General features: G+C 71.1%; 23 protein-coding genes. 14 read left to right on the top strand and 9 right to left on the bottom strand.

Annotation, left to right across the window (positions count from 1 at the left end; all coding sequences use genetic code 11):
* Window positions 1-18 precede the first annotated feature (18 nt).
* Window positions 19-1,431: a phospholipase D-like domain-containing protein gene (locus AC07OY_RS03785; RefSeq protein WP_495041188.1), complete on the bottom strand. Its 1,413-nt coding sequence runs from the start codon at window positions 1,429-1,431 to the stop codon at window positions 19-21.
* Window positions 1,432-1,686: 255 nt separating this feature from the next.
* Here AC07OY_RS03785 and AC07OY_RS03790 point away from each other — a divergent pair, with 255 nt between their 5' ends.
* Window positions 1,687-3,147 carry a sigma-54-dependent transcriptional regulator gene (locus tag AC07OY_RS03790; RefSeq protein WP_495041189.1) on the top strand — a complete coding sequence of 487 codons (1,461 nt, stop codon included), beginning with the start codon at window positions 1,687-1,689 and terminating at the stop codon, window positions 3,145-3,147.
* Between the two features lie 25 nt (window positions 3,148-3,172).
* Here the strand turns inward: AC07OY_RS03790 and AC07OY_RS03795 are convergent, their stop codons facing one another.
* Window positions 3,173-4,381, bottom strand: a complete 1,209-nt coding sequence (locus AC07OY_RS03795; RefSeq protein ID WP_495041190.1) for a glycosyltransferase — start codon at window positions 4,379-4,381, stop codon at window positions 3,173-3,175.
* A gap of 52 nt (window positions 4,382-4,433) precedes the next feature.
* On the opposite strand from AC07OY_RS03795, the gene AC07OY_RS03800 reads away from it, so the two are divergent.
* The 3 genes from AC07OY_RS03800 to AC07OY_RS03810 are packed head-to-tail and all read left to right on the top strand — an operon-like array spanning window position 4,434 to window position 7,833.
* Window positions 4,434-5,522 (top strand): DNA topoisomerase IB, encoded by a 1,089-nt coding sequence (locus AC07OY_RS03800; RefSeq protein ID WP_495041191.1) that lies wholly within the window; start codon window positions 4,434-4,436, stop codon window positions 5,520-5,522.
* A gap of 14 nt (window positions 5,523-5,536) precedes the next feature.
* Window positions 5,537-6,709 carry a glycosyltransferase family 4 protein gene (locus AC07OY_RS03805; RefSeq protein WP_495041192.1) on the top strand — a complete coding sequence of 391 codons (1,173 nt, stop codon included), beginning with the start codon at window positions 5,537-5,539 and terminating at the stop codon, window positions 6,707-6,709.
* Window positions 6,709-7,833 carry a zinc-binding metallopeptidase family protein gene (locus AC07OY_RS03810; protein ID WP_495041193.1) on the top strand — a complete coding sequence of 375 codons (1,125 nt, stop codon included), beginning with the start codon at window positions 6,709-6,711 and terminating at the stop codon, window positions 7,831-7,833. Before AC07OY_RS03805 ends, AC07OY_RS03810 begins: the two co-directional genes overlap by 1 nt.
* 15 nt (window positions 7,834-7,848) lie before the next feature.
* On the opposite strand, the gene AC07OY_RS03815 is transcribed toward AC07OY_RS03810, so the two are convergent.
* Window positions 7,849-8,295, bottom strand: coding sequence for a response regulator (locus tag AC07OY_RS03815; RefSeq protein WP_495041194.1), 447 nt, complete (start codon window positions 8,293-8,295; stop codon window positions 7,849-7,851).
* 119 nt (window positions 8,296-8,414) lie between these two features.
* Here AC07OY_RS03815 and AC07OY_RS03820 point away from each other — a divergent pair, with 119 nt between their 5' ends.
* The 4 genes from AC07OY_RS03820 (at window position 8,415) to AC07OY_RS03835 (ending at window position 10,716) form a co-directional block, all read left to right on the top strand.
* Window positions 8,415-8,900 (top strand): hypothetical protein, encoded by a 486-nt coding sequence (locus AC07OY_RS03820; protein WP_495041196.1) that lies wholly within the window; start codon window positions 8,415-8,417, stop codon window positions 8,898-8,900.
* Between the two features lie 8 nt (window positions 8,901-8,908).
* Window positions 8,909-9,880 carry an SDR family oxidoreductase gene (locus AC07OY_RS03825; protein WP_495041197.1) on the top strand — a complete coding sequence of 324 codons (972 nt, stop codon included), beginning with the start codon at window positions 8,909-8,911 and terminating at the stop codon, window positions 9,878-9,880.
* Between the two features lie 29 nt (window positions 9,881-9,909).
* Window positions 9,910-10,176: a GlsB/YeaQ/YmgE family stress response membrane protein gene (locus AC07OY_RS03830; protein WP_495041198.1), complete on the top strand. Its 267-nt coding sequence runs from the start codon at window positions 9,910-9,912 to the stop codon at window positions 10,174-10,176.
* A 69-nt stretch (window positions 10,177-10,245) separates the two neighbouring features.
* A complete protein-coding gene (locus tag AC07OY_RS03835; RefSeq protein WP_495041199.1) occupies window positions 10,246-10,716 on the top strand; it encodes a hypothetical protein in 471 nt (156 codons plus the stop codon).
* A gap of 114 nt (window positions 10,717-10,830) precedes the next feature.
* Here AC07OY_RS03835 and AC07OY_RS03840 read toward each other — a convergent pair whose 3' ends face one another.
* From AC07OY_RS03840 to AC07OY_RS03850, 3 genes are all read right to left on the bottom strand, one after another.
* Window positions 10,831-11,283, bottom strand: coding sequence for a PA2169 family four-helix-bundle protein (locus AC07OY_RS03840; protein WP_495041200.1), 453 nt, complete (start codon window positions 11,281-11,283; stop codon window positions 10,831-10,833).
* 94 nt (window positions 11,284-11,377) lie between these two features.
* Entirely contained in the window at window positions 11,378-13,630 is a 2,253-nt protein-coding gene (locus AC07OY_RS03845) for a hybrid sensor histidine kinase/response regulator (protein ID WP_495041201.1), read from the bottom strand.
* A 156-nt stretch (window positions 13,631-13,786) separates the two neighbouring features.
* Window positions 13,787-14,104, bottom strand: coding sequence for a BON domain-containing protein (locus AC07OY_RS03850; RefSeq protein WP_495041202.1), 318 nt, complete (start codon window positions 14,102-14,104; stop codon window positions 13,787-13,789).
* Between the two features lie 325 nt (window positions 14,105-14,429).
* Here AC07OY_RS03850 and rpoN point away from each other — a divergent pair, with 325 nt between their 5' ends.
* Window positions 14,430-15,935, top strand: coding sequence for an RNA polymerase factor sigma-54 (gene rpoN, locus AC07OY_RS03855; protein ID WP_495041203.1), 1,506 nt, complete (start codon window positions 14,430-14,432; stop codon window positions 15,933-15,935).
* A 1-nt stretch (window position 15,936) separates the two neighbouring features.
* Here rpoN and AC07OY_RS03860 read toward each other — a convergent pair whose 3' ends face one another.
* Window positions 15,937-16,365, bottom strand: coding sequence for a CBS domain-containing protein (locus AC07OY_RS03860; RefSeq protein ID WP_495041204.1), 429 nt, complete (start codon window positions 16,363-16,365; stop codon window positions 15,937-15,939).
* Between the two features lie 377 nt (window positions 16,366-16,742).
* Here AC07OY_RS03860 and AC07OY_RS03865 point away from each other — a divergent pair, with 377 nt between their 5' ends.
* Both AC07OY_RS03865 and AC07OY_RS03870 read left to right on the top strand, forming a co-directional pair.
* Window positions 16,743-16,934 carry a CsbD family protein gene (locus AC07OY_RS03865; protein WP_495041205.1) on the top strand — a complete coding sequence of 64 codons (192 nt, stop codon included), beginning with the start codon at window positions 16,743-16,745 and terminating at the stop codon, window positions 16,932-16,934.
* Window positions 16,935-17,009: 75 nt separating this feature from the next.
* Window positions 17,010-17,669: a YiaD family glycine zipper/OmpA-like lipoprotein gene (locus AC07OY_RS03870; RefSeq protein WP_495041206.1), complete on the top strand. Its 660-nt coding sequence runs from the start codon at window positions 17,010-17,012 to the stop codon at window positions 17,667-17,669.
* 3 nt (window positions 17,670-17,672) lie between these two features.
* Here AC07OY_RS03870 and AC07OY_RS03875 read toward each other — a convergent pair whose 3' ends face one another.
* The gene (locus tag AC07OY_RS03875) at window positions 17,673-18,386 is read right to left on the bottom strand and encodes a D-glycero-alpha-D-manno-heptose-1,7-bisphosphate 7-phosphatase (protein WP_495041207.1); all 714 of its coding nucleotides are present in this window, start codon (window positions 18,384-18,386) and stop codon (window positions 17,673-17,675) included.
* Window positions 18,387-18,551: 165 nt separating this feature from the next.
* Here AC07OY_RS03875 and ku point away from each other — a divergent pair, with 165 nt between their 5' ends.
* Genes ku through AC07OY_RS03890 form a run of 3 tightly spaced genes read left to right on the top strand, consistent with a single transcriptional unit; the run spans window position 18,552 to window position 22,264 of the window.
* On the top strand, window positions 18,552-19,469 hold the full coding sequence (gene ku, locus AC07OY_RS03880) for a non-homologous end joining protein Ku (RefSeq protein ID WP_495041208.1): 918 nt from the start codon (window positions 18,552-18,554) through the stop codon (window positions 19,467-19,469).
* Entirely contained in the window at window positions 19,456-21,924 is a 2,469-nt protein-coding gene (ligD, locus tag AC07OY_RS03885) for a DNA ligase D (protein WP_495041209.1), read from the top strand. The genes ku and ligD overlap by 14 nt, the downstream gene beginning before the upstream one ends.
* A gap of 58 nt (window positions 21,925-21,982) precedes the next feature.
* Window positions 21,983-22,264 carry a hypothetical protein gene (locus AC07OY_RS03890; RefSeq protein ID WP_495041210.1) on the top strand — a complete coding sequence of 94 codons (282 nt, stop codon included), beginning with the start codon at window positions 21,983-21,985 and terminating at the stop codon, window positions 22,262-22,264.
* Between the two features lies 1 nt (window position 22,265).
* Here AC07OY_RS03890 and AC07OY_RS03895 read toward each other — a convergent pair whose 3' ends face one another.
* Window positions 22,266-24,155, bottom strand: a complete 1,890-nt coding sequence (locus tag AC07OY_RS03895) for an AAA family ATPase (RefSeq protein WP_495041211.1) — start codon at window positions 24,153-24,155, stop codon at window positions 22,266-22,268.
* Between the last annotated feature and the right edge of the window lie 35 nt (window positions 24,156-24,190).

Genomic DNA, 24,190 nt, shown 5'->3' on the forward strand with positions numbered 1-24,190 from the left:
GCAAACGGGATGCCAGGGTCACAGCAAGGGCTCCACCAGGCGGGCAAAACCCTGCAGCAGGCGCTGGCCGATGCCGCGCTTGGCCCATTGCACCGGCTCGATGCGCTGGGACACCGTCAGGTCGCGGGCGAACAGGTTCTGCATCTGCTGGCCGAAGTCGTCGCCCAGCACGATGACGTCCATCTCGTGGTTGCCGACGATGCTGCGCCAGTCGAGGTTGCTTGAGCCGACGCTGGAATAGACGCCGTCGACGACGGCCGTCTTGGCGTGCATGACGGCCCCCGACATCTCGTGGATCTGCACGCCGGCCTCCAGCAGCTGCGCATAGCGCGAGCGCGCCGCGTGCAGCACCATGGAGACGTCGCTGCGCCCCGGCAGCACTAGGGAGACGGCGACACCGCGCCGCGACGCATCGCACAGGGCCTGGATGAGCTCGGAGCCGGGCGCGAAATAGGCCATGGTCAGCTGCACGCTCTGCTGCGCGGCGTCGATGGCATGCAGCAGGGCCGTGTAGCTGGGGTTGATGCCGGCGCCCGGGTCGCCAGCCACCAGCTTGACGACGCGCTGCCCCGGCATGGCCACGCGCGGGGCCGGCGCCGGCGCCAGCTCGCCTTTGCAGCCCTGCAGGGCCCAGGACTCCCTGAACACGGCGGCCAGGGCCGACACCACCGGCCCGCGCACCTCGATCTGGGTGTCGCGCCAGCCGTGCTTGTCGGCGTCCTCCGGCGGCCGCTGGCGGCGGGCGCTGCTGAAGGAGCCCTCGGCGTAGACATTGCTGAGGTTGATGCCGCCGGTGAAGGCCACGTCGCTGTCGGCGGCCAGCATCTTGCGGTGGTTGCGGTTCAGCACACCCCAGTGGCCGGGGCGCTCCAGCGGGTTCACCGGGTTGAAGGCACACACGGCGATGCCGCCCTGGCGCAGGCGGTCGAAGAAGGCGCTGTCGGTGCCCATGGAGCCAACGCTGTCGTAAAGCAGCGCGACGCTGACGCCCTCGGCGGCCTTGCGGATCAGCAGGTCGCCGATCTCGGCGGCCACGCCCTCGTCCTCGACGATGTAGAACTCCACCAGGATGCGATGGCGGGCGCCGGCGATGGCGGCCTTCATGGCGGCGAAGGTGGCGGGGCCATCGACGAGCAGCTTGGCCGTGTTGCCGCGCAGCAGCTGGGTATCGCCCTTGGCCGCCAGCACGCCGAGATGCCGCTCGAACAGGGCGCCATTGCCCTCGTCCCGAACCCGGGCCAGGTCGCGGGCCTCGACCGCCTCGGGCACGGGCCCGTTGCGGCCTTGCAGCGTGATGCGATCGGCGGCCTGGCGGGGCGGCAGGGGCTTCAGCTGACGGTCCTGCTCGGGCAGCGCGCCGCAGGCCACGGAGCCCGCGAGTGAGAACGCCGCCGCGAGAGTCCAGCCCCAGCCAGCGAGGGATTGCTTCATGAGGCCCTTGTCAGTGCACCAATACTGGGACTCGTGGCAACCCGCGTGCCCGGATCGGCCGCGTTCCGGCCTGGAACGGGCGTTGCGGCCGGGTCGGTAGAAATTGCAGCAAGCTTGGCGGGACAGGCCAGCCTGTCAGACGAGGCGCCGTTACATCTGCCGCGCCGCCGAAATGACGCCGGTGCCGGTCGAATGTGTTGAAAATATTCGCTCCGAAGCCCCCGGCGGGCTCGTAACAAATGTCGGAAGGAAACGATGCCGCATGCCCTGGTAGTGGACGACGACCATGATTCGGCCGCTTCGCTGCGCGAGCTGATCGCGGGCGAGCAGTTCACCGTGGCGGTTGCCCACAATCTGCGCGACGCCCGTCGCCAGATCGCCCTGCAGCAGCCCGACATCCTGCTGCTGGACCTGCGCCTGCCCGACGGCAATGGCATGGACCTGCTGGCCGACCCCAAGCTGGTGGCCGATTCCGAGGTCGTGCTGTGCACCGGCCACGCCAGCCTGGAGACTTCCCTGCAAGCCCTGCGCCTGGGCGCGGCCGACTACCTCGTCAAGCCCGTCAACCTGAAGCAGCTGCAGGGCGTGCTGTCGCGCATCATGAAGCCGGCGGCCCTGCAGGCCGAGGTCGAGGACCTGACCGCCAACCTGGACGAATCCGGCCACTTCGGCCATCTCTGGGGCCGCAGCGCGCCGATGAAGCGCATCTACGAGCAGATCTCGCGCGTGGCCGGCACCAGCGTGTCGGTCTTCATCACCGGCGAGTCCGGCACCGGCAAGGAAGTCGTGGCCCAGACCGTGCACGACCTCAGCCGCCGCCGCAAGCGGCCCTTCCTGGCCGTCAACTGCGGCGCCATCAGCCCCAATCTCATCGAGAGCGAGATCTTCGGCCACGAGAAGGGCAGCTTCACCGGCGCCGAGCGCCAGCACCAGGGCTTCTTCGAGCGCGCCAGCGGCGGCACCCTGTTCCTGGACGAGATCACCGAGATGCCGCTGGAGCTGCAGGTCAAGCTGCTGCGCGTGCTGGAGACCGGGCGCTTCATGCGCGTGGGCAGCACGACGGCGCTGGAGACCGATGTGCGCATCGTCGCCGCCACCAACCGTCTGCCCTACCAGGCCGTGTCCTCCGGCAAGCTGCGCGAAGACCTGCTCTACCGCCTGAACATTTTCCCCATCGCGCTGCCGCCGCTGCGCGACCGCATCGCCGACATCCCGCTGCTGGCCAATCATTTCCTGGCCGCCATCAGCGAGCAGGAGGGCGCCGTGCGCCGCTTCACGCCGGCCGCGCTGGCCAGCCTGGTGGGCTATGCCTGGCCGGGCAATGTGCGCGAGCTGCGCAATGTTGTGCAGCGCGCCTATGTGATGGCCCAGGGCGAGCTGGTCGACGAGACCTGGCTGCCGGGGGGCGATGAAGCCGGGGTCAATTCGGCCTGGGCTCCCATGGCGCCGCCGGAGGCGCCCGCGGTCAGCGCGCCGGCGCCGCGCCAGGCCGTGGCCGCTGATGTCGACGTGCCCTTCATCACCCTGCCCATAGGCACCAGCGTGGCCGAGGCCGAACGTGCGCTGATGCTGGCCACGCTGCGCCACTACAACCATCACAAGGAACGCACCGCCGCGGTCCTGGGGATCAGCCTGAAGACGCTCTACAACCGGCTGAAGGAGTACGCCGCGGAAGCGGGCGCCGCGGCGGACTCGAGCGTGACGCCCCGCGACTGAAGCCGCGGCCGCCCTTCGCGGGGGCTCAGCGCTGGCGCGCCAGGCCGCCGGCCCAGGGTTGCAAGGCCGGGCCGCGCGGGGGTGCTGCCGTCGTGGGCTGGCCCGAGCGGCCCAGCAGTGCGGTGTAGCGGCGCGTCATCTGCGCCAGCACATGCGGCCAGTCCTGGGCCTGCGCTCGGGCCAGCGCATGGCGGCGCTGGCTGGCGTTGTTGCCGGCGAGGCTGGCGTCCATGGCTTCGGCCCACGAACCGGCGCGCTGCCGGTCCACCACCAGGCCGGCCTCCCGGGCCTGCTCGGCCAGGTCGCTGGCGACGATGACCGGCGTGCCGCAGGCCATGGCCTCGAGCAGGTCCAGGCCGGCGCTTTGCGCTCCGCCCCCATCCAAATAGGCATCGCAGCTGGCCAGCATGCGTGCCCGCTGCGCGTTGTCGCGTGCCGGCGGCAGCACCCGCACCTGCTCGCCCACCGGCGCGGCCGGGCCATCGCCCACGGCCAGCAGCACATGGCCGCGGCCGAGCAGCGCGACGGCGTCGGCCAGCAGCTGCAATCGCCTCCCGGCCGTGAAGCGGCCGGTGCAGATCAGCAGGCGGGTGTCGGGCGCCAGCCCCTGGTCGCGGCAGAACTGGGCGCGCCAGGCGGCGTCCTGGGCGCAGGGCGTGAAGACCGCGCAGTCCACGCCCAGCGGTTGCACCGTCACGCGCGACACGCCCCAGGATTGCAGGCGCTGAGCCATGCCGTTGCTGGGGGCCATGACGAGGTCGAAATGGCGGTACAGGCCCACCAGATAGCGCCGCGCCCAGCGCTCGGCGCCGGGCCCCAAGCGCGCCACGCGCTCGGGCAGGTCGACGTGGCAGAAGGCCACCGCGGGCACGCGCAACTGCTCGGCCGCGGCCAGCGAGGCCCAGGCCAGCACATGGGGGTCGGCCGACTCGATGAGATCGGGGGCGATGAACTCCATCTGGCGCAGCGCGCGGCCGCGGCCCAGCACCCAGCGGGCGCCGTCGCCGCCGGGCAGGGGCAGGCCGCCGCAGTCCACCAGGCCCGGACCCTGGGCGCCGGGGGCGACGACGGTGTGGCGCCAGCCCATGGCGCGCAGCCTCTCATGCCTGGCCATCAGTACGCGGCGAACGCCGCTGCTGGCGCCCCAGTACATGGACACGTCCAGCAGATGGTGGCCCGCGCCAGGAGACGGCTCCTGGACCTGCGGCTCGGACGGGGTGGGATTGAGATGCATTCCGGCGCGATGGCAAGCGGCATGCCTGGCACGCCGCCTGCCTGGGGGCGGCATGCCCACTTCCACCACCCCCGAAGTCCGCCAGGCGCGCCAGGCCGGCCTGCGCTGGCTCAGCGACAGCCTTCCCGGCATCGCGCGCGAGGCGGCCGCCGGCGGCAGCTTCCGCTACCGCGATGCCCGCAGACGCGTCGTTCGCGATGCCGCCACCCTGGCGCGCATCCGCAAGCTGGCCGTCCCGCCGGCCTGGCAGCAGGTCTGGATCAGCCCGCATGCCGACGGCCATCTGCAGGCCACCGGCCGCGACGCGCGCGGGCGCAAGCAATACCGCTATCACGCCGACTGGATGGCCGGCCGCGGCCAGACCAAGTTCGACGGCCTGCTGCGCTTCGGCGCCGTGCTGCCACGGCTGCGCCGGCGCGTGCAGCGCGCGCTGGCCGGCCCGGATGAGCCGACGCGCGAGCGCGTGCTCGCCACCCTGGTGCGCCTGCTGGACACGACCTGGCTGCGCATCGGCAACAGCGCCTATGCGCGCGAGAACGGCAGCTTCGGCCTGTCCACGCTGCGCAACCGCCATGCCGGCGTGCAGGGCGATGCGATCCGGCTGTCCTTTGTCGGCAAGAGCGGCGTGCGCCATTCGGTCAGCGTCAGGGACCGCCGTGTCGCCCGCATCGTGCGCCGCTGCCGCGAGCTGCCGGGCCAGGAACTGTTCCGCTATGTCGACGAGCAGGGCGACAGCCACGCCGTCGATTCGGCCGACGTCAACGCCTGGCTGAGCGAGGCCGCCGGCCTGCGCGTGACGGCCAAGGACTTCCGCACCTGGCATGGCAGCGTGCTGGCCCTGCAGCTCACCCTGCAGGCCTGTGCCGAGGGCGCCGAGCCCTGCCGCGCGCCGCAGGTGCTGGCGGCGGTGGCGCGGCGCCTGGGCAATACCGCCGCGGTTTGCCGCAAGGCTTACATCCATCCGCGCGTGCTGTCCCTGGGCGAGGTGCTGGGCGACGCGTCCGCGCGCGCCGCGTTGGCTGCGCAGCCCTGGGCGGCGGCGCCTTCATCGCGCGCCGGATTGGGCGCCGCCGAGCGCCAGCTGATGGCGCTGCTGCGCTCGCGGGCATTCCGCTTGCCATCTGGTGCGGATGCCAGCTGACGGAGGTCCATCCCGTGCACATCGCCTTTGTCACCGAAACCTTTCCCCCCGAGATCAATGGCGTGTCGCTGACCGCCGAGAGAGCCTTGCGGCATCTGCGCGATGCCGGCCATGACGTGCAGCTGATCCGGCCGCGCCAGCCCGGGGAGCAGGCTTGCCGCAATGCCGGCGAATGGCGCTGCGGCGGCGCGCCCCTGCCGATGTATCCGGGGCTGCGCTATGGCTGGGCCACGAGCGCATCCCTGCGCTCGCTGTGGCGCGAGCAGGGCGGTGTGCCCGACCTGGTGCATGTGGCCACGCCGGGGCCGCTGGGCTGGGCCGCGCTGCGCGCCGCACGCGCCGAGGGGGTCGCCAGCAGCGCCGACTTCCGCATCAACTTCCATGCCTATTGCGACCACTACGGCCTGGGCTGGATGTCCTCCCTGGTGCTGGGCTATCTGAAGCGCCTGCATGGCATGGCCGATCTCAGCTTCGTGCCGACCCAGGAACTGCAGCGCGATCTCGCCGCCCGCGGCTTCGACCGGCTGCAGGTGCTGGGCCAGGGCGTGGACGCGCAGCGCTTCTCGCCCCAGCGCCGCGACCTGCGCCTGCGCCGCGACTGGCGCATCGGCGACGACCACCGCGTCATGCTCTATGTCGGCCGTCTCGCGGCCGAGAAGAATCCCGGCCTGGCGCTGCAGACCTTCGAGCGCCTCAGCGCCCGCCGGCCGGGCCTGCGCATGGTGGTCGTCGGCGACGGGCCGCTGCGCGCGAGCCTGGAGCGCGCCCACCCGACCGCGCGCTTCGTCGGCATGCAGACCGGCACGGCCCTGGCCCGCCACTACGCCAGCGCCGACGTCTTCCTCTTTCCCAGCCTCACCGAGGCCTTCGGCAACGTGACGCTGGAAGCCCTGGCCAGCGGCCTGGCCGTGGCGGCCTTCGACATCGGCGCCGCCACCCAGCATGTGCGCGACGGCGTCAGCGGCTGCCTGGCGCCGCCCTGCGCCGGTCTGGACGCCGCCGATGCCTTCCTCGAGGCGGCCACCCGCGCCCTCGACGCCTCGGCGCCCGACGGTCTGCTGCGCCTGGAGGCGCGGCTGGCGGCCTGCCAGGCCGACTGGGGCGGTGTGCAGCGCCGCTTCGAGCAGCATCTGCTGCAACTGGCCACGGCCACACAGGCCATGCCGCGCTACGCGGCCTTGGCCTGATGCTGCCCGTCGCCGCGACGCCACGGGCGGTGCCGCCGCCGACGACGCCGCGCGCCTTCAGTTGCGCCTGCGGCCGGCCGGTCTTCTTCCGCAATAGCGAATGCCTGGCCTGCCGCCGGCCGCTGGGCTATTCGGCCCTGCACGGCCGCTTGCTGGCACTGGAGCCGGCACCCTCGCGCTCCGGCCGCGGGCCCTGGCGCGAGGCGGGCGTGCCGCCGCGCCGTGCGCCGCGCTATGCCCGTTGCGCCAACCTGCACAGCGCGGCCGCCTGCAACTGGCTGGTGGACGCGAGCGAGGTGATGGCCGGCTTCACGCTGTGCCGCTGCTGCCGGCTGACGCGCACCGTGCCCGACCTGTCCCAGCCCGATGCGGGCCTGTGGTGGGGGCGCATCGAGCTGGCCAAGCGCCGCCTGGTGTCGTCGCTGATCGGCCTGGGTCTGCCGGTGCAGCCGCGCGCCGAGGACTCCGAGCAGGGCCTGGCCTTCGACCTGCTGCTCAGCGGCCCCGAGGGGCCGGCTGTCATCACCGGCCATGCCGACGGCGTCATCACGCTGGACGTCTCCGAGGCCGACGACGCCCGCCGCGAGGCGCGCCGCCATGACCTGGGCGAGCCCTACCGCACGCTGCTCGGCCATCTGCGCCACGAGACCGGCCACTACTACTGGCAGCGCCTGGTCGAGCCCACGGCCTGGCTGGAGGCCTGCCGGGAACTCTTCGGCGACGAGCGCGAGGACTATGGCGAGGCGCTGCAGCGCCATTACGCCGAGGGCGCGCCGGCCGACTGGGGCCAGCGCTTCGTCAGCGCCTATGCCAGCGCTCATCCCTGGGAGGACTGGGCCGAGACCTGGGCCCATTACCTGCACCTCGTCGACACGCTGGACACGGCGCGCAGCTTCGGCCTGGACGGCGAGCGCGTCGAGCTCAGCTATGAGCGCTTCGATGCCGACGTCGTCGGCGATGCAGGCTTTCTGCAGCTGATCAACAGCTGGATGGAGCTGACCGGCGTGCTCAACGAACTGTCGCGCAGCATGGGCGTGGCGGACTTCTATCCCTTCGTGCTGTCGGCGCCCGCGGTGCGCAAGCTGCACCTGGTGCATCGCATCGTGCAGGCGAGCCGGGCCTGAACCCGCGGGCGGCGCTCAGCGCCAATGCGGCGCGAGGTCCAACGGCATGGGCAGGGAGCGCAGTTCGGGCAGCTGCGGCGCCGGCGTGGGCTGCGTGCCGACGAGGCGATCCAGGCGCAGCAGCACCTGGTCCACGTCCAGCGGCTTGGTCCAACGCTCGCAGAAGCCCCAGTCCTCGACGGCGAAGTGGACGTCGGCCGTCACGGCCACGGCCGGCGCCGACTCGCAGCCGGGCAGGGCGCGCAGCAGGCCGAGCAGGCGGCTGCCGTGGCAGTCGGGCAGGCCCAGGTCCAGCAGCAGCAGGGCGGGCGCCAAGCCCGCGGCCAGGCAAAGCGCCTCCTCCCCGGTGCCGGCGACGATGAGCTCTAGCTCGGGCCGTCGCTCCAGGATGGCGGCCATCAGCAGCGCATTGACCGGGTGGTCCTCCACATAGAGAACGGGTCGGCGGGCTGGGCTGGGCATGGGGTCCTCCGGATGTTGAGCGCGGACATCTGGCAATCCACGTGCCAGCGGTAGACGGCCTTGGGCATGCCGCTTGCCAGTTCAGGGCGTCACCACACCCGCAAAGGCCAGCCATGACCATGACCGCCACCACCGACGCGCCGCGCAGCTTCGGCGTCTTCAAGCCCGTGGGCCATGTCGTCATTTCATTCCCTCTGCCCGAGCAAGCCGAACAGGCCGCCCTGGCCCTGGAAGGGCGGGGGCTGAAGCCCGCTGCCATCCATCGCTATACCGACCGCGAGATGCTGCGCCAGATCGACGAGGACATTGCCCGCGCCAGCCCGATCGCGGCCATCGGCCAGGAGATGAACCTGGTGCTGGCTCACCGCGTGCTGGCCGGGAAGGGCTATCACTGGCTGATCGTGCAGGTCGCCAGCGACGAGCAGGCCAGCCAGGTCGCTGCCATCGCGCAGGCAGAGGGCGCCGAGCGCGCCCAGCATTACGGCCACTTCATCATCGAGGAACTCATCAACCGCCCGCAGGACGAAGTGCAGGTGGCCGAGTCGCCGGACCGGGGTCTGGATGCGCAGACGCCTTCCGGCAAGGAAGCCGAACGGGCGCGGTGAGAGTTCGCATGACCTCGTCCGACAAGACTCTCGACACCCAGCGCGCCATCCAGCAGCGCCAGGACGCCGCGGACGCGGCCGGCCAGGGCGAGGAAGAGGATCGTGGCGCCATGCAGGCCGGCGCGCGTGAGCAGCCCGAGACCCTGCCGGCCCAGCATCTGCAGAAGCCGGGCCTGGAGGCCGACCTGGAGCTCGCGCCGCGCTTCCTGGCGCCCGACTACCGCGGCAGCGGCAAGCTGCAGGACTTCGTGGCCCTCATCACCGGCGCTGATTCCGGCATCGGCCGTGCCGTGGCCGTGCTGTTCGCGCGCGAGGGCGCCGATGTGGCGGTGGCCTATCACTCGTCCACTGTAGACGCCGAGGAGACCCGGCGCTGCATCGAGGCCGAGGGCCGGCAATGCCTGCTGCTGCAGGGCGACGTGAAGAACAGCGCCTGGTGCGAGAGCGCCGTGGCCCAGGTCGTCGCGCGTTTCGGCCACATCGACGTGCTCGTCAACAACGCGGCCTTCCAGGAGCATGCCGCCTCGCTGGAGGACTTGGACGACGAGCGCATCATGGAGACGCTGGACACCAATATCGGCGGCTATCTGCGCATGGCCCGCGCGGTGCTGCCGCATCTGAAGGCGGGCGCGTCCATCATCAACACCGGCTCGGTGACCGGCCTGCGCGGCAGCGCCCGGCTGCTCGACTATTCGGCCACCAAGGGCGCCATCCATGCGCTGACCAAGTCCCTGGCCAGCAACCTGATCGAGCGAGGCATCCGCGTCAACGCGGTGGCGCCGGGCCCGGTCTGGACGCCGCTGAACCCGGCCGATGCGCCGGCCGACAAGGTGGCCGAGTTCGGCAAGCAGACCGACATGAAGCGCGCCGCCCAGCCCGAGGAGCTGTCGCCGGCCTATGTCTTCCTCGCCTCGCCGGTCTGTGCCGGCTATATCACCGGCATCGTGCTGCCGGTGACGGGCAGCGTCGGGGCCATCTGAGCCGCGGCTGACTGCATCAGAAAGGATGCATGAATCTGGTCATCTGGCTCATTGCGGGCGGCATCGTCGGCTGGATCGCCAGCCTGCTGATGCGCAGGGCCAGCGAGCAGGCCGTCCTCGTCAATGTCCTGGTGGGCATCGTCGGCGCGGCCATCGGCGGCTGGCTGCTCTCGCCCCTGCTCGGCTTTGCCAGCAGCGATGGCGACAGCCTGGTGATCGGCGCCCTGGCCATGGCACTGCTGGGCGCTGTCGGGCTGCTGGCCTTCGTCCATCTGATCCGGCGCGGCCGGCGCTGAGGCGCGCGGCGGCACGTGCATTGCCTCGAAAGCCTGCGGGGCGTCCCGTGCAAATCCCTGGAGGTCCTCATGGCACGCAGCAGCTTGCTGGGAATCGATTCCGCCGCCGCCGAACCAGCCGGCCGCGACAAGGCCGCGCTCGGCCCCGGTGACAGCTCCGACAGCGGCAGCGACGTGATGGGGCTGGCGGGTGATGACGACGGTGCCGACCCCGGGCTCCCGGTGGACGTCGCTCTGCGCGATGACCAGGCGGCGCCCCTGCCGCTGGGCGAGTCCCTGGCCGCCAGCGAAGGCGAGGCCGGTGTGCGCGATGGGGCGGACATCGGCGTGGACCGCGTCTTCACGGCGGGCGGCGAAGAGGACGTCGACGCTTTGCTGACCGACATCGACGAGGCGGCGGTCAGCGAAGAGGAAGAGGAAGAAGGCGCGGAGCCCAAGCCGCGCAGGCGCGCGGGCCGTGCCGCGCCCCTGGAAACCGACAGCGAGGAACGGCCCGGCGACGCCGGTGCCGAGTCCTCGCACCGCCCCGGCCGAAGCTAGGGGCGTTTGGCGGGCCGAGCGCCGGGCTTGCCATGGGTCAGAGGCCCATGGCCTTCCGTAGGCACAAGCAGTCCGCAGGGACTGCTTGTGTCCGACTCGAGGCCCTAGCCGGCCTCAAACAGCCGCGCGGGCCTGGTCGCGCAGCGTGCGCACCTGCAGATGGTTGCGCTTCACGCCTTCGTACTGGCGCTCGACGACCATGCGGATGTCCGGCGGCAGCGCCTCTTCCAGGGCTTCGCGATAGGCCTTCAGCGCGCTGTCTTCACCGCGCTCGGTCTCCTCGAGGATGGCCTTGTCGGTGTAGCCGGCCAGCGTGCCCTTCACGGCCACCCAGCCACGGTGCATGGCACCGGCTGCCGTGCCGCTGTCCTCGGCCTTGCCGCCCAGGCGCACGACCAGGGATTGCAGCTCGGCGGCGGACTGGCGGCACTCCTCGGCGCGGCGCTCGAAGGACTGCTTGATGGACGGGTCCTTCAGGTATTCCGCCGAGGCGTGAAAACCGTATTCACCGTCCTTGGAGGTTTCGATGAGGTCGTTCAGCGTGTCGATGATGTCGTCGTTGCTCATGGCATTCCTTTCGCGGGTCAATGAAGGCGCGCCGGCAGGCCGCTGCCGCCGGGGCGTCCAGCCCGGAGAGGGGCATGTGGCGTGCCCGCCGCGATCAGGGCTGCTGGCCGGCCAGCGGAGGCGCATGGGCCACGCGCGACGCCGCGATGGCGGCCTGCAGCGTGCCCAGCAGCGTCGCCGGCGCACAGGGCTTGTGCAGGGTGACGAACTCGCCCGCGACGGCCGTGTTGTTGAAGCCCGTGATCAGCACCACCGGCAGGCGCGGACGCTGCTCGCGCAGGCGCCGCGCCAGCGCGACGCCGTCCATGCCGCCGGGCATGACGACGTCGGTCAGCACCACGTCGGCCGTGGCGCCTTCGTCCAGCAGGCGCAGGGCCGTGTCCGCCCGCGCCGCGCGCAGCACGCGGGCCCCATGGGCCATCAGCAGGGCCGCCGTCACGTCGCCCAGGGCCTCGTCGTCCTCGACCAGCAGCACGCTGGCGCCGGCGATGCTCTGTTGTGCCGCTTCGGCCGATGGCTGGGCCGGCTGATCGTCGCTGCTGCCCGCCACCGGCAGCAGCAGCGACACCGTCGTGCCCAGGCCGGGCGTGCTGGCCAGGCGCGCCGTGCCGCCAGCCTGGGTCGCGAAGCCATAGACCTGGCTGAGACCGAGGCCGGTGCCCTGGCCCACGGGCTTGGTCGTGAAGAAGGGCTCGAAGGCGTGCTCGACGAGGGCCGGGTCCAGGCCCATGCCGTCGTCGCCGACGGTGAGCAGCACATAGTCGCCCGGCGCCAGGCCTTCCTTGTCCTCGTCCGCGGCGTTGCAGGCCCTGAGCTTGAGCTCGCCGCCGGCCGGCATGGCGTCATGGGCGTTCAGGGCCAGGTTGACCAGGGCCAGGTCCAGCTCGTTGACGTCCACGCGCACCGGCCAGACATCGGCCGCCACCTGCACCTGGATCTCGATGCGCCGCCCGAGGACGCTGCGCATCAGCTCCTGCACCTCGGGCAGGTAGCGGGCCAGGCTCAGGGTCTGCATGCGCACGGGCCGACGGCCAGCGAAGCGCAGCAGATGCTGGGTCAGCGCGCTGCCCTTGTCGACCGAGCGCTGCGTGGCCGCCAGCGGCCCCTGCAGTTCGGCGGCGGCGGCGTGGCGCTGCATCAGGTGCATGCTGTTGCTGATCACGCCCAGCAGGTTGTTGAACTCGTGGGCCACGCCTCCGGTGAGCCGGCCGAGCGCGACGACGCGCTGGCTCTGCGCGCCGCGCTGCTCCACCTGGCGGGTGCGCTCGACGGCCTGGGCGACGCTGCGCTCCAGCTCGGCGCGGTTGCTGCTGATCTCGCGGGCGGCGCTCACCAGGGCCTCGGCCACCTCGTCGGACTCCACCATGCCCGTGGCCCGCGCCTCGACGGGCCGGCCGGCCTGCAGGTCCTGGGCCTGGCGCTTCAGCGCCCGCAGCGGCCGCTCGATGCGGCGCGACACCCAGAGCGCGCCGGCCATGGTCAGGGCCAGCAGCACCAGCGCACCGACGACGACGCGTTGCACAGCGCCGGGGATGCGGCCGGCGAAGATCTCGCGCGGCATGGCGCTGACATAGGTCCAGCCCAGCTGTGAGGTGCTGAAGTAGGCCGCCGTCTTGATGCCGTCCAGCGACACGGACTGGAAGCCACCCTCGCGCGCGACCGCCATATGGGCCATCACATCCGCGCTGGCGCGGCGCCCCACATAGGCTGCGCCGCCCGGCAGGCGGGCAACCAGGTGACCCGTGTTGTCCAGCACCGAACCTATCCAGCCCGGGTGGGGGGCCTGGGCCTGGACGATGCGCTGCAGTTCGGAGGGGCGCACCGTGACGACAAGGTTGTAGACGAGGCGGCCCTCGCGCATCACCGGTTCCACCCAGGCCGCATGCAGTTCCTGCGGCCCGCCGGATGGCGCGCCGGTGACAGGAGCCAGCGGCAGCATGACGGCGGCTTCGCTCAAGGTGGCCGGGCCGGCGGCCTCGCCGGTGTTGCCCTCGGGCAGGCGGGTGCTCAGCAGCACTTTGCCGGGGGCGCGCAACTCCACCCAGCCCTCCAACCCCTGCGTGGCACGCCGGGCCAGGCGCTCGAAAGCGAGGCGGCGCTCCTCGCTGAGCGGCGCGGGGCCGTCCAGGGCGGGCGACTGGGCCAGCACATGGGCGATGGCCGCGCGGCGCGACAGCTCGCCGTCGACGAGCATGGACAGGGCCCGCGCCGTATCGCGCAGATTGCGCCCGTGGGCGACCCTCTCGGCCTCGTAGGTGCTGGCAATCAGCCAGGCGACGCCCAGCATGGCCGGCACCAGGGCGGACAGCATGAGCAGCAGCAGACGGGAGCGGATGGTGACCGGCATGAAGGTCCAGGTGCGGGCAGGGCAGAGCTGATCGCACGGACGCAACCATAGCGCGCCGTGGCCCGGCCCCGGCCACGATAGTTCGTGGCGAGGGCAAATGGCGTGCCCGGCTCAGCCCGGCTGCCGCGAGCCGACGCGGGCAGCCGGCTCAGAAGCTCACTTTTCCGGCGCGCGCACGATGATGTTGTTGCGCACTTCCTTGACGTCCGGCGTGCTGCGGGCCAACTGGCCGGCGCGGTCCTTCTCGGTCTGCGACGTCGCGAAGCCGGCGAGCTGCACCGTGCCCTTCAGCGATTCGACCTGGATGCGCATGGCGCTGACCTGGGTGTCTTCGGCGAAGCGTGCCTTGACGCGGGTGGCGATGGTGGTGTCGTCGACGTACTGGCCCACGGTGCTCTGGCCGCTGGTGACGGCGCAGCCACCGGTGGCGAGGGCGGCCAGCGCGACCATCGAGGCGATGAGGATCTTCTTCATGCGTTCTCCTTGCGCGAGGGATCTCGCACCGGGCAATGGGCAAGGCATGTGCCTGCAGCATGCAAAGCTCGCATCAGGGTGTGACAACCGGCAGGCTTTGCCGCAATCGGCAGTCCCGGCAAGGGGGCTCGGTAAATCTTGCATTTCCTCCATGGAGAAATCCGGTGCGAGCGGGCCTGTCAGGGCGGTTTCCTCCAGTAGGACAGCGGGCTTGTTTCGGGATGCGACAAGCCGCGCGACCCGGCACAAAGGTTGCGTTCTTCCCAGTTCTCCCGCGCGCTTCCAGGGCGCGGGCAACCTGGAATGCTTGCAATCAGGAGCCCTCGTGCCCTCCATGGACCTGCGTGCCGACCACCGGCAGAACCAGACCTTGTCTCCCCGCCTCCAGCATGCGGTGCGCCTGCTGCAGATGTCTAGCCTCGACTTCGCCGCCATGCTCAGGGACACCCTGGGCCGCAACCCCTTCCTGGAGTCCGAAGAAGGCGAAGCCGGCGATGCTGACGGCGCCGCCCAGCCGCTGGCCGACGCGACGGCCGAGGCGGGCGCGCCCGAGCTGTCGAGCCTGTCCAGCCTGATGGAGGACAGGGCTGCGGCCGACGCCATGGCCGAGTCGCCCGCCGCGGCCAACGACGCCGACAGCGCCGGCACGCCCGAGGACGGCGGCGACCGCGACCTCTGGACCGCCGACGGCAGCGGCGTGCGCCGCGCCGAGGACGGCGAGCTCAGCGCCCTCGACATGATGGCCGTCGAGACCTCGCTGACGACGCATCTGCACGGACAGCTGAATGTGCTGCCGCTGTCCGAGCGCGACCTGGCGCTGGCGCGCACCATCGTCGAATCGCTGGACGACGACGGCTATCTGCGCACGCCGCTGCAGGAGCTGGTGGGTGTGGCGGGCCAGGACCCGGTGCCCGACCTGCAGGAGATGCAGTTCGCCTTGAAGCTCGTGCAGTCCCTGGACCCCGCCGGCGTCGCCGCGCGCGACGTGGGCGAATGCCTGCTGCTGCAGCTGCCTGGCATCGATTGCCCCGACACGCGGGCCCTCGCCCAGGCCATCGTCAGCGAGCATCTGGCCGCGCTGGCGGCGCGCGATGTCGCCACGCTGGCCCGCCAGCTGGGCGAATCGCCGGCGCGCGTCGAGGCGGTCTGTGATCGCATCCGCCGCCTGGACCCGCGGCCGGGCTGGCGCTTCGGCTCCTCCCAGGTGGCCTATGTGGTGCCCGACGTCATCGTCAAGAAGGTGCGTGGCCAGTGGACGGTGCAGCTCAACCCGGCCATCGTGCCCAAGGTCAGGCTCAACCAGGTCTATGCCAACCTGTTCCAGCGCCACCGCACGGCGGCCAACTCCGAGCTCGGCGCCCATCTGCAGGAGGCGCGCTGGACGCTGCGCAATGTCGAGCAGCGCTTCTCCACCATCCTGGACGTGGCCGAGGCCATCGTCAGGCGCCAGCACAACTTCCTGGACTACGGCGCCATGGCCATGAAGCCGCTGGGCCTGAAGGAGATCGCCGAGGAAGTGGGCATCCACGAGAGCACGGTCTCGCGCGTGACCAACAACAAATACATGGCGACGCCGGTCGGCGTGCTGGAGCTGAAATACTTCTTCAGCCGCGCCATGATCAGCGCCAACGGCAGCGCCTGCTCGGGCACCGCCATCCGCGGCCTCATCAAGGACATCATCGAGGCCGAGAGCCCGGACACGCCCTTGTCGGATGCCGAGATCACGCGCCAGCTGGGCCAGCAGGGCTTGGTCGTCGCGCGGCGCACCGTCACCAAATACCGCCAGATGCTGAAGATCGAGGCGGTGGAGCGGCGCCGGCGCGTAGCGTGATTCAGTGAGCCGGGCTGCCCGGCTCGGAGATCTCGCGCAGGGCCCGGTCGATATGGCCGGACTCCCGCGTCGCCAGGTCGCCCAGCGACACGATGCCGACCAGGCGGCTGTCCTTGTCGACGACGGGCAGGCGGCGCAGCTGGCGGGCGCCCATCAGGCGCTTGGCCTCCTCGGTGTCCTGGTCGGCGCGGCAGGTCGCGACATCGGGGCTCATGATGTCGGAAACGCAGGCCTGGTCGGGATCGAGGCCGTCGGCGAGGCCGCGTACGGTGATGTCGCGGTCGGTCAGCATGCCCAGCAGGCGGTCGCCGTCGCAGACGGGCAGGGCGCCCACATCCAGCTCCTGCATGCACTGCGCGGCCCGCCTCAGGCTTTCCTGGGGCTGGATGGTGCGCACCTGGGTGGACATGATCTCGGCGATGGTGGACATGGTTTTCTCCTGGAATGGAAACGGCACCCGGCAATGCGGGTGCCGTTGTCGTCTGCGGGTTGAGGGCTGGCGGTCAGTGGAAGAAGAGATAGACCAGCAGCAAGACGATGCCCGGAACGCCGAGCAGCCAGGCGAGAAGGTATTTGCCCATGATGGTCTCCAGTGAGTGGGGGTAGGGAGAGCTTGGCCCGAGCGCGCGCCGCGGGACAGCAGACGAGGCCCGTCACAAGCGTAGGAAGAGCGGACGACGCCCCGGGCGTAGGACGGGGACCACCCGCGGACAGGGCCAAGGCCGGCCCTGCGCCGGCGGCCCGGGCCTTAGCCTGACGGTCATTCCCCAGGGCATCCGCCGCGGGGTCATTGCAAAGGAGCACCGCATGAACAGCGACCAGATCAAGGGCAGCGTCAAGGACGTCGCCGGCAAGGCACAGCGCAAGCTGGGTGAGGCCATCGGCAGCACCGAGCAGCAGGTCAAGGGCGCCGCGACCCAGGTCGAAGGCAAGGCCCAGAAGGCCGCCGGCGACCTGCGTGAGGCCGTCAAGGACGCCGCCGACAAGCGCAAGATCTGATTGGCATCTCGCCAATGCCGCGCCGCCGGGCCTCAGGGTCCGGCGGCGCTTTCTCTATGCAAGAAGAGGTACACCATGCGTTCTTCCCCCAAGACTCCGCTGCGCCTGGGCGCGACAGCGGCCCTCGTCGCCACGGCCATGCTGGCCGCCGGCTGCTCGTCGATGAGCGAACGTGAGCAGGGCACGGCCAAGGGTGCCGGTGCCGGCGCGGTGGCCGGGGCCATCATCGGCTCGGTGACCGGCGGCAACGCCGGGCGTGGCGCCGTCATCGGCGGTGCCGTCGGCGCGGTGGCTGGCAATCTGTGGTCCAAGCGCATGGAAGACAAGCGTGCCGCGCTGGCCGAGGCCAGTCAGGGCACGGGCGTCGAGGTCGTGCGCACCGAGGACAACCGGCTGCGCCTGAACGTGCCCAGCGACGTGTCCTTCGACACCGGCAGCGCCGACATCAAGCCGCAGATGCGCCCGGTGCTCGACGAGATCGGCCGCAACCTGGATCCTGGCGTGCGGGTGGCCGTCGTCGGCCATACCGACAGCACCGGCGGCGATGCCGTCAACGACCCGCTGTCGCGCGAACGCGCCGTGGCCGTGCGCGACTATCTGGCCGTGCGCGGCATCTCGACGGCGCGTGTCAGCATCGCGGGGCGCGGCTCGCACGAGCCGGTGGCCAGCAACGCCACCGAGGCGGGACGCGCGGCGAACCGGCGCGTCGAGATCTTCCTCAGCGAACAGGGCTGAGGATCAGCCCGGCCGGTGCCAGGCCTGGACCGGCGCCGCGCCGTACTTCGTGAGGCCGGGGGGTGTGGCGGCCCCCACCGGCTCCATATCGGCGAGCTTCTCGACATAGCCGGCCAGGGCCGGCCAGTCGAAGAAGCGGGCGTCGGGCTCGCGCAGCGGCGAGCGGCGCCAGACGGTCTCTGCGCCGCTGTCGAACAGCAGGCCGCGGCAGCCCGCGCGGTGGCCGGCCTCGACGTCGTCCAGCGTGTCGCCCACCATCCAGGAGCGCGAGAGGTCCAGGCGGTGCCTGTGGGCGGCGCGGATCAGCATGCCGGGCGCCGGCATGCGGCACAGGCAGGCCGGCCGGCCCTCGGCATCGGGCGCGTGGGGGCAGACCTCGACGCTGTCAATGCGCACGTCAAACTCCTCCTGCAGGCGCTGCAGCAGCACCTGCTGCAGCCGCGCGAACTCGGCCCGCGTGAAGCGGCCGCGCGCCAGACCGCTCTGGTTGGTGACGATGACCAGGGCCAGTCCCGCGCGCTGCAGCCGCGCCAGGGCCTCGCCGGCGCCGGGCATGAAGCGCAGCGGCAAGGGGTCGGCGCTGCTGGCGACGTTCTCGACCAGGGTGCCGTCCATGTCGATGAAGAGACAAGGACGCTGCGGCGGCAGGATGGCCTGCGGCCGCTGCAGATCGAGCAGGGTCAGCGTGCTGAGGGGATCAGGCGTGGACAGGATCATGGGCAGGCTGGCGCGGAGTTGGCGATCGGGAGGCTTTCAGGCAATCGGCGTGCCCGCCCCGGCGTCCTGCAGCGTCCCCCAGCGTCCTACACCGCGATGCGGCACCGTCCCCCTGTGCGGCCGGCGGCCGCGGCGTAGGTTTGCAGGCGAAGACAGGAGATCCCCATGGCCACCTCTGCCCGCTCCATCGCCTCCCTGACCCTGAGCTTCGGCCTGGTCAATGTGCCCGTGCGGCTGTTCTCGGCGACCGAGAGCGGCGCCGACATCCGTTTCAACCTGCTGGACAAGGACGGCTCGCGGCTCAAGCAGCAGTACATCAACGAGCGCACCCGCAAGGTCGTCGAGCGCAAGGACATGGTCAAGGGCTATGAGATCGAGGACAACCAGTTCGTGCTGTTCACGCCCGAGGAGCTGAAGGAGCTGGAAGAGGGCAGCAGCCACGTCATCCAGATCGTCAGCTTCGTGCCGCTGGACTCCATCGACCCGCTCTATTACGACAAGAGCTATCTGCTGGCGCCGGACAAGCGTGGCGACAAACCCTATGCGCTGCTGGCCGAGGCGCTGCGCCAGTCGGGCCGCTGCGCGCTGGCCAAATGGCCCTGGAAGGCCAAGCAGTATGTGGCCCAGGTGCGGGCCAACGCGGACGGCCTCATCCTGCAGCAGCTGCGCTACTCGGCCGAGGTGAGGTCGCTGGCGGCCCTCGAGATTCCCAAGGCCGCGGTGACCAAGCCCGAGCTGCAGCTGGCCCTGCAGCTGGTCGACCAGATCGCCGCCGACAGCTTCGATCCCGAGCAGTTCCATGACGAGGAGAAGGAGAGGGTGCTGGCGGCCATCGAGCAGAAGGTCAAGGGCCGCAAGATCGTCACCTCCTCCCGCGAGGAGGCCAGCCCGGCGGGCGGCGGCCAGGTCATCGATCTGATGGACGCCCTGCGTGCCAGCCTGGCCAAGCAGCCGGCGGCCAAGGCCGTCAAGCCCAAGGCGGGTGCCAAGACCTCGGCCAAGGTCACGCCGCTGCCGGCGCGCAAGGCGGCCACGTCCAAGCGAGCCGGCAGCGAAGCCGCCCCCAAGCGTGCCCACCGCTGAACGGCCGCTGGAGCGCTACAACGCCAAGCGCGACTTCGGCGCCACCGCCGAGCCCAAGGGCCGCGTCGGGCGCAAGAAGGCCAAGGCCCTGGCCTTCGTCGTGCAGAAGCACTGGGCCTCGCATCTGCACTACGACTTCCGCCTGGAGCTGGACGGCGTCATGCTGAGCTGGGCCGTGCCCAAGGGGCCGTCCTATGACCCGGCGGTCAAGCACATGGCCGTGCGTGTGGAGGACCACCCGCTCAGCTACAACAAGTTCGAAGGCGAGATCCCCAAGGGCCACTACGGCGCCGGCCGCGTCATCATCTGGGACCGCGGCGAATGGACGCCCGTCGGCGACCCGCACGAAGGTCTGGCCCAGGGCAAGCTGATCTTCCAGCTGCATGGCGAGAAGCTCGCCGGCCTGTGGGAGCTGGTGCGCATCGCCAAGCCGGGTGACAAGCAACAGGCCTGGCTGCTGCTGAAGAAGAAGGGCGACGCCTGGGCCCGCCCGTCCCGCGACTACGACGTGCTGACAGCCCTGCCAGACAGCGTCGTCGAGACGCCGCTGGGTCGGGTGGAGGAGCGCGAGGCGCGCGGTCAGGCAGCGTCGGCCCCCGACCTCGCCAAGGCCGTCAAGGCGGCCCTGCCCATGACGCTCTCGCCCCAGCTGGCCACCCTGGCCGCCGCCGCGCCGCCCGGTGTCGACTGGGTGGTCGAGAACAAGTTCGACGGCTACCGCCTGCTGGTGCGGCTGTCGCGCGGCAAGGCCCGCCTGTTCACGCGCAATGGCCATGACTGGACGGCCAAGCTGAAGCCCCTGGCCGCCGAGGTCGAGCAGCTCGGCATTGCCAGGGCCTGGCTGGACGGCGAGATTGTCGTGTTGGGCGAGGCCGGCGTGCCCGACTTCAACCGGCTGCAGGACGCCATCGACGGCGCAGGCAACGAGGACATCGTCCTCTACCTTTTCGACCTGCCTTTCTTCGGCGACCGCGACCTGCGCGCCGTGCCGCTGCAAAGCCGGCGCGTCGTGCTGCAGGAATTGCTGCAAGGCCACGAGGGGCCGCGCGTGCGCTTCAGCGAAGCCTTCCCGGCACCGGCGGCCGAGGTGCTGGAAGCCGCATGCCGGCTGGGCCTGGAAGGCGTGATGCTGAAGCGGGCCGACTCGCCCTATGTGAGCCGGCGCAGCGACAGCTGGCTGAAGCTGAAATGCCAGCGCCGCCAGGAGTTCGTCGTGCTCGGCTTCACGGACCGCAGCAACGCGGCCCAGGAGGTCGGTGCGCTGCTGCTGGGCTATCACGACGAGCAAGGCAGGCTCAGGCATGCCGGCGCCGTCGGCACGGGCTGGTCGTCCGCGCAGGGGCGGGAGTTGCACCGCCAGCTGGCGGCGCTGGAGGTGAAGCGGCCGGCGGTGGCGCCCGAGGCGCCGCCGCCCAGCCGGCGTGGCGGGCGCTCGCGCGGACGCGAGCGCTGGGTCAAGCCCCAGCTGGTGGTCGAGATCGCCTTTGGCGAATGGACGCCGGATGGCCATATCCGGCATGCGAGCTTTCGCGGCCTGCGCGAAGACAAGCCGGCCAAGGCCATCGTGCGCGAGCAGGCGGCCCAGGCTGCCACCGCGAAGGTGAGCCACCCCGAGCGCGTCATCGATGCCGCCTCGGGCCTCACCAAGCTCGACCTGGCGCGCTATTACGAGAGCGTGGCCGACTGGCTGCTGCCGCATCTGCGCGAGCGGCCGGTGTCGCTGGTGCGGGCACCGCGCGGCATCGCCGGCCAGCTGTTCTTCCAGAAGCATGCCGACACCGCCCTGGCCGGCCTGCGCCAGCTGGACGCCAAGCTGTGGCCGGGGCACGAAGCCCTGCTGGTCGTGGACAGCGTGGAAGGCCTGCTGTCGGCGGCGCAGATGAATGTCATCGAGTTCCACACCTGGAACTCCACCGCCGCCCATCTCGACCGGCCGGACCGCATCGTCTTCGACCTCGACCCGGGCGAGGGCGTGAGCTGGCCCCATGTGCGGGAAGCGGCCCTGCTGACCCGCACGATGCTGGAGGAGCTGGGCCTGCGCAGCTGGCTCAAGACCAGCGGCGGCAAGGGCCTGCATGTGGTGGTGCCGCTGAAGCCCAAGCTCGACGACGCCGAGGCCAAGGCCTTCGCCAAGGCCGTCGTGGCGCATATGGCCCGCGCCATTCCGCAGCGCTTTGTCGCCAAGAGCGGCCCGGCCAACCGCGTCGGCAAGATCTTCATCGACTATCTGCGCAACGGCGAGGGCCAGACGACGGTGGCCGCCTTCTCGGCGCGAGCCCGGCCGGGCCTGGGCGTCTCCATGCCGGTGGCCTGGGAGGAACTGGCCGAACTCAAGAGCGGCGCGCAATGGACGGTGAAGACGGCGCGAGACCACCTGTCGCTGCAGAAGGCCGATCCCTGGGTGGATTTCTGGAAGAGCCGCCAGACGATCAAGCGCCGGCCGCCGCTGCGCTGAACCCCGCGCAGGCACGCGGCTTGCCACCGGGGCTGTTCACTTTTGAACTGGGTGGCCCATGCCTGCACCGATGGAGCGCTATGTCTTCTTCAACGCCAGCGCCGACCGCGAGAGCGTGCGACGAGCCGGTACCGTGGCCACGGCCTGCGGTGCCCGGGTGCTGGAGTTGCTGCCCAAGGCCGTGCTGATGGATATCGACGTCGACAGCGTGCCCGACGTCGCCGCGCTGCTGGCCGACTGGCGATTCACGCCCGACCGGCGGCAGGCGAGGGAGCGCCGCCTGGTGCCGGCCCGGCGCGACGCGGTCGCGCCGCAAGCCGTGGCGCTGGCGGCCGCCTAGCTCAGGCCGGATCGCCCGCCAGCACCCGCTTCAGCGGCGCACCGCTGACGGTTTCCTGGCCGAGCAGCAACTCGGTCAGCGTGTCCAGGCGATCGCGCTTTTCCTCCAGCACGCGGCGGCATTCCGCCTGGGCGCTTTCCAGCAGCGCGCGGGCTTCGTCCAGCACCGACTTCTGCACGTCGGGGCCGATCAGCTCCTTGGGCACGCCGGCCATGCTGAGCAGGCCGAAGGTCTTGCCGAAGCCCAGCGAGCCGACCATGTTGGTGGCCAGCTCGGAGGCGCGCTTGAGGTCGTCGGCGGCGCCCGAGGAGGCGTTGCCGAAGGCGATCAGCTCGGCCTCGCGGCCGGCCAGCATCATGGCCAGGCGGCCGCGCAGTTCCCGCTCGCCGTACAGCGGCTCCTCGTGGGTGCGGGTCACATAGGTCACGCCCAGGGCCGGGCCGCGCGGCTCGATGCTGACGCGCTCGACGCTGCCGGCCTCCAGCACATGGGCCACCAGCGCATGGCCGGATTCGTGGAAGGCGATGCGGCGCAGCGTCTCGGGCGTGATGACGTCCTTGGTGTTGCTGACCTCGCCGCCGAGCTGGTGGGTCTCCAGCGACTGGTAGACGCGCTCCTGGCTGACGCAGGCCTCGCCGGCCTCGGCGGCATAGGCCGCGGCGCGGTTGACGCAGTTGGCGATGTCGGCCGGCGACATGCCGGCCGCGGTGCGCGCGAAGGACGTGAAGTCCATGCCGGGCGATGCCTGGATCTGGCCGAGGTAGAGGCCGAACAGCTGCTCGCGCTCGGGCACGGTGGGCATGGCGGTGCGCACGATGAGGTCGAAACGGCCGGGGCGGCGCATGGCCTCGTCGATGTTGTCGACGTGGTTGGTGGCGCCGACGATGACGACGTTCTCCAGCGAGGAGAAGCCGTCCATCTCCACCAGCAGGCGGTTGATGATGCGGTTCTGCTCCTGCTCGCCGCCACCGCCCGCGCCTTCCTTGCCGTTGCTGCGCCGGCCGATGCCGTCGATCTCGTCGATGAAGACGATGCAGGGTGCGGCCTCGCGGGCCTTCTTGAACAGCTCCTTCACCTTGGCGATGCCGGCGCCGTAGAACATCGAGCTGAAGTAGGAGCCGTCCACGCTGATGAAGCTGGCGCCGCATTCGCCGGCCAGGGCCTTGGCCAGCAGGGTCTTGCCGGTGCCGGGCGGGCCGTCGAGCAGCACGCCGCGCGGCGCCTTGGCGCCAACGGCAGCGTATTGCCTGGGGTCCTTCATGAAGGCGGACACCCGGCGCAGGGCCTTCTTGGCTTCCTCGGCGCCGATGACGTCGTCGAAGCGGGTCCTGGGCTTCTCGGCCAGACGGGTGCGCTGGCCGAGCGAGCCGCGCATCTGGAAGTACACCAGCGGCACGGCCACCAGCAGCATCAGCAGGATGGGCCCCAGCACGCTCGCGGTCCGTTCCAGGGCCTGGAACAGGCGCTGGCCGCCGGTGCGGGGATCGACGTCGATGTCGGTCAGCGCAAAGCCCTGGGCGACGCTGAGTTCGCCCAGGCGCGCGCCGATCTCGTTCTTGCAGCCCAGACCGCAGTCGATCAGCCGGGTGCTGAAGAACTTGCCGGCACGGTCGGTGTAGAGCACCAGGCCGCCGCTGACGCCGACGGCGGCAACGTCCTTGGCCTGCAGCGCGCGCTCGAATTCAGATGCCTCGCGCGGATGCGCCAGCCATTGCTCGGGGGCCTTCTCGAAGGCCAGGGCGGTGGCGTTCTTGCGCGCCTGCACCTCGCTGGCGGTGCGCTGCTGCAGCGTGGAGAGGCCGACCACGGCCAGCAGCAGGGCGGCGGCGCTGGCCGCGATGATGAGTTTCTGGCGCAACCCGGGCGACGGGGTCTTGCTGGCGCTGTCCATGGTGTTCGGGCACTTCGGATACTGCAATCCGGCCA

The sequence above is a fragment of the Roseateles sp. GW821-FHT09H10 genome (assembly GCF_059415865.1).

Excerpts from the sequence above, each read along its gene's own strand:
- AC07OY_RS03785 (WP_495041188.1), bottom strand. The coding sequence starts at position 1,431 with ATGAAGCAATCCCTCGCTGGCTGGGGCTGGACTCTCGCGGCGGCGTTC.
- AC07OY_RS03790 (WP_495041189.1), top strand. The coding sequence starts at position 1,687 with ATGCCGCATGCCCTGGTAGTGGACGACGACCATGATTCGGCCGCTTCG.
- AC07OY_RS03795 (WP_495041190.1), bottom strand. The coding sequence starts at position 4,381 with ATGCATCTCAATCCCACCCCGTCCGAGCCGCAGGTCCAGGAGCCGTCT.
- AC07OY_RS03800 (WP_495041191.1), top strand. The coding sequence starts at position 4,434 with ATGCCCACTTCCACCACCCCCGAAGTCCGCCAGGCGCGCCAGGCCGGC.
- AC07OY_RS03810 (WP_495041193.1), top strand. The coding sequence starts at position 6,709 with ATGCTGCCCGTCGCCGCGACGCCACGGGCGGTGCCGCCGCCGACGACG.
- AC07OY_RS03815 (WP_495041194.1), bottom strand. The coding sequence starts at position 8,295 with ATGCCCAGCCCAGCCCGCCGACCCGTTCTCTATGTGGAGGACCACCCG.
- AC07OY_RS03820 (WP_495041196.1), top strand. The coding sequence starts at position 8,415 with ATGACCGCCACCACCGACGCGCCGCGCAGCTTCGGCGTCTTCAAGCCC.
- AC07OY_RS03825 (WP_495041197.1), top strand. The coding sequence starts at position 8,909 with ATGACCTCGTCCGACAAGACTCTCGACACCCAGCGCGCCATCCAGCAG.
- AC07OY_RS03830 (WP_495041198.1), top strand. The coding sequence starts at position 9,910 with ATGAATCTGGTCATCTGGCTCATTGCGGGCGGCATCGTCGGCTGGATC.
- AC07OY_RS03835 (WP_495041199.1), top strand. The coding sequence starts at position 10,246 with ATGGCACGCAGCAGCTTGCTGGGAATCGATTCCGCCGCCGCCGAACCA.
- AC07OY_RS03840 (WP_495041200.1), bottom strand. The coding sequence starts at position 11,283 with ATGAGCAACGACGACATCATCGACACGCTGAACGACCTCATCGAAACC.
- AC07OY_RS03845 (WP_495041201.1), bottom strand. The coding sequence starts at position 13,630 with ATGCCGGTCACCATCCGCTCCCGTCTGCTGCTGCTCATGCTGTCCGCC.
- AC07OY_RS03850 (WP_495041202.1), bottom strand. The coding sequence starts at position 14,104 with ATGAAGAAGATCCTCATCGCCTCGATGGTCGCGCTGGCCGCCCTCGCC.
- AC07OY_RS03860 (WP_495041204.1), bottom strand. The coding sequence starts at position 16,365 with ATGTCCACCATCGCCGAGATCATGTCCACCCAGGTGCGCACCATCCAG.
- AC07OY_RS03865 (WP_495041205.1), top strand. The coding sequence starts at position 16,743 with ATGAACAGCGACCAGATCAAGGGCAGCGTCAAGGACGTCGCCGGCAAG.
- AC07OY_RS03870 (WP_495041206.1), top strand. The coding sequence starts at position 17,010 with ATGCGTTCTTCCCCCAAGACTCCGCTGCGCCTGGGCGCGACAGCGGCC.
- AC07OY_RS03875 (WP_495041207.1), bottom strand. The coding sequence starts at position 18,386 with ATGATCCTGTCCACGCCTGATCCCCTCAGCACGCTGACCCTGCTCGAT.
- ku (WP_495041208.1), top strand. The coding sequence starts at position 18,552 with ATGGCCACCTCTGCCCGCTCCATCGCCTCCCTGACCCTGAGCTTCGGC.
- AC07OY_RS03890 (WP_495041210.1), top strand. The coding sequence starts at position 21,983 with ATGCCTGCACCGATGGAGCGCTATGTCTTCTTCAACGCCAGCGCCGAC.
- AC07OY_RS03895 (WP_495041211.1), bottom strand. The coding sequence starts at position 24,155 with ATGGACAGCGCCAGCAAGACCCCGTCGCCCGGGTTGCGCCAGAAACTC.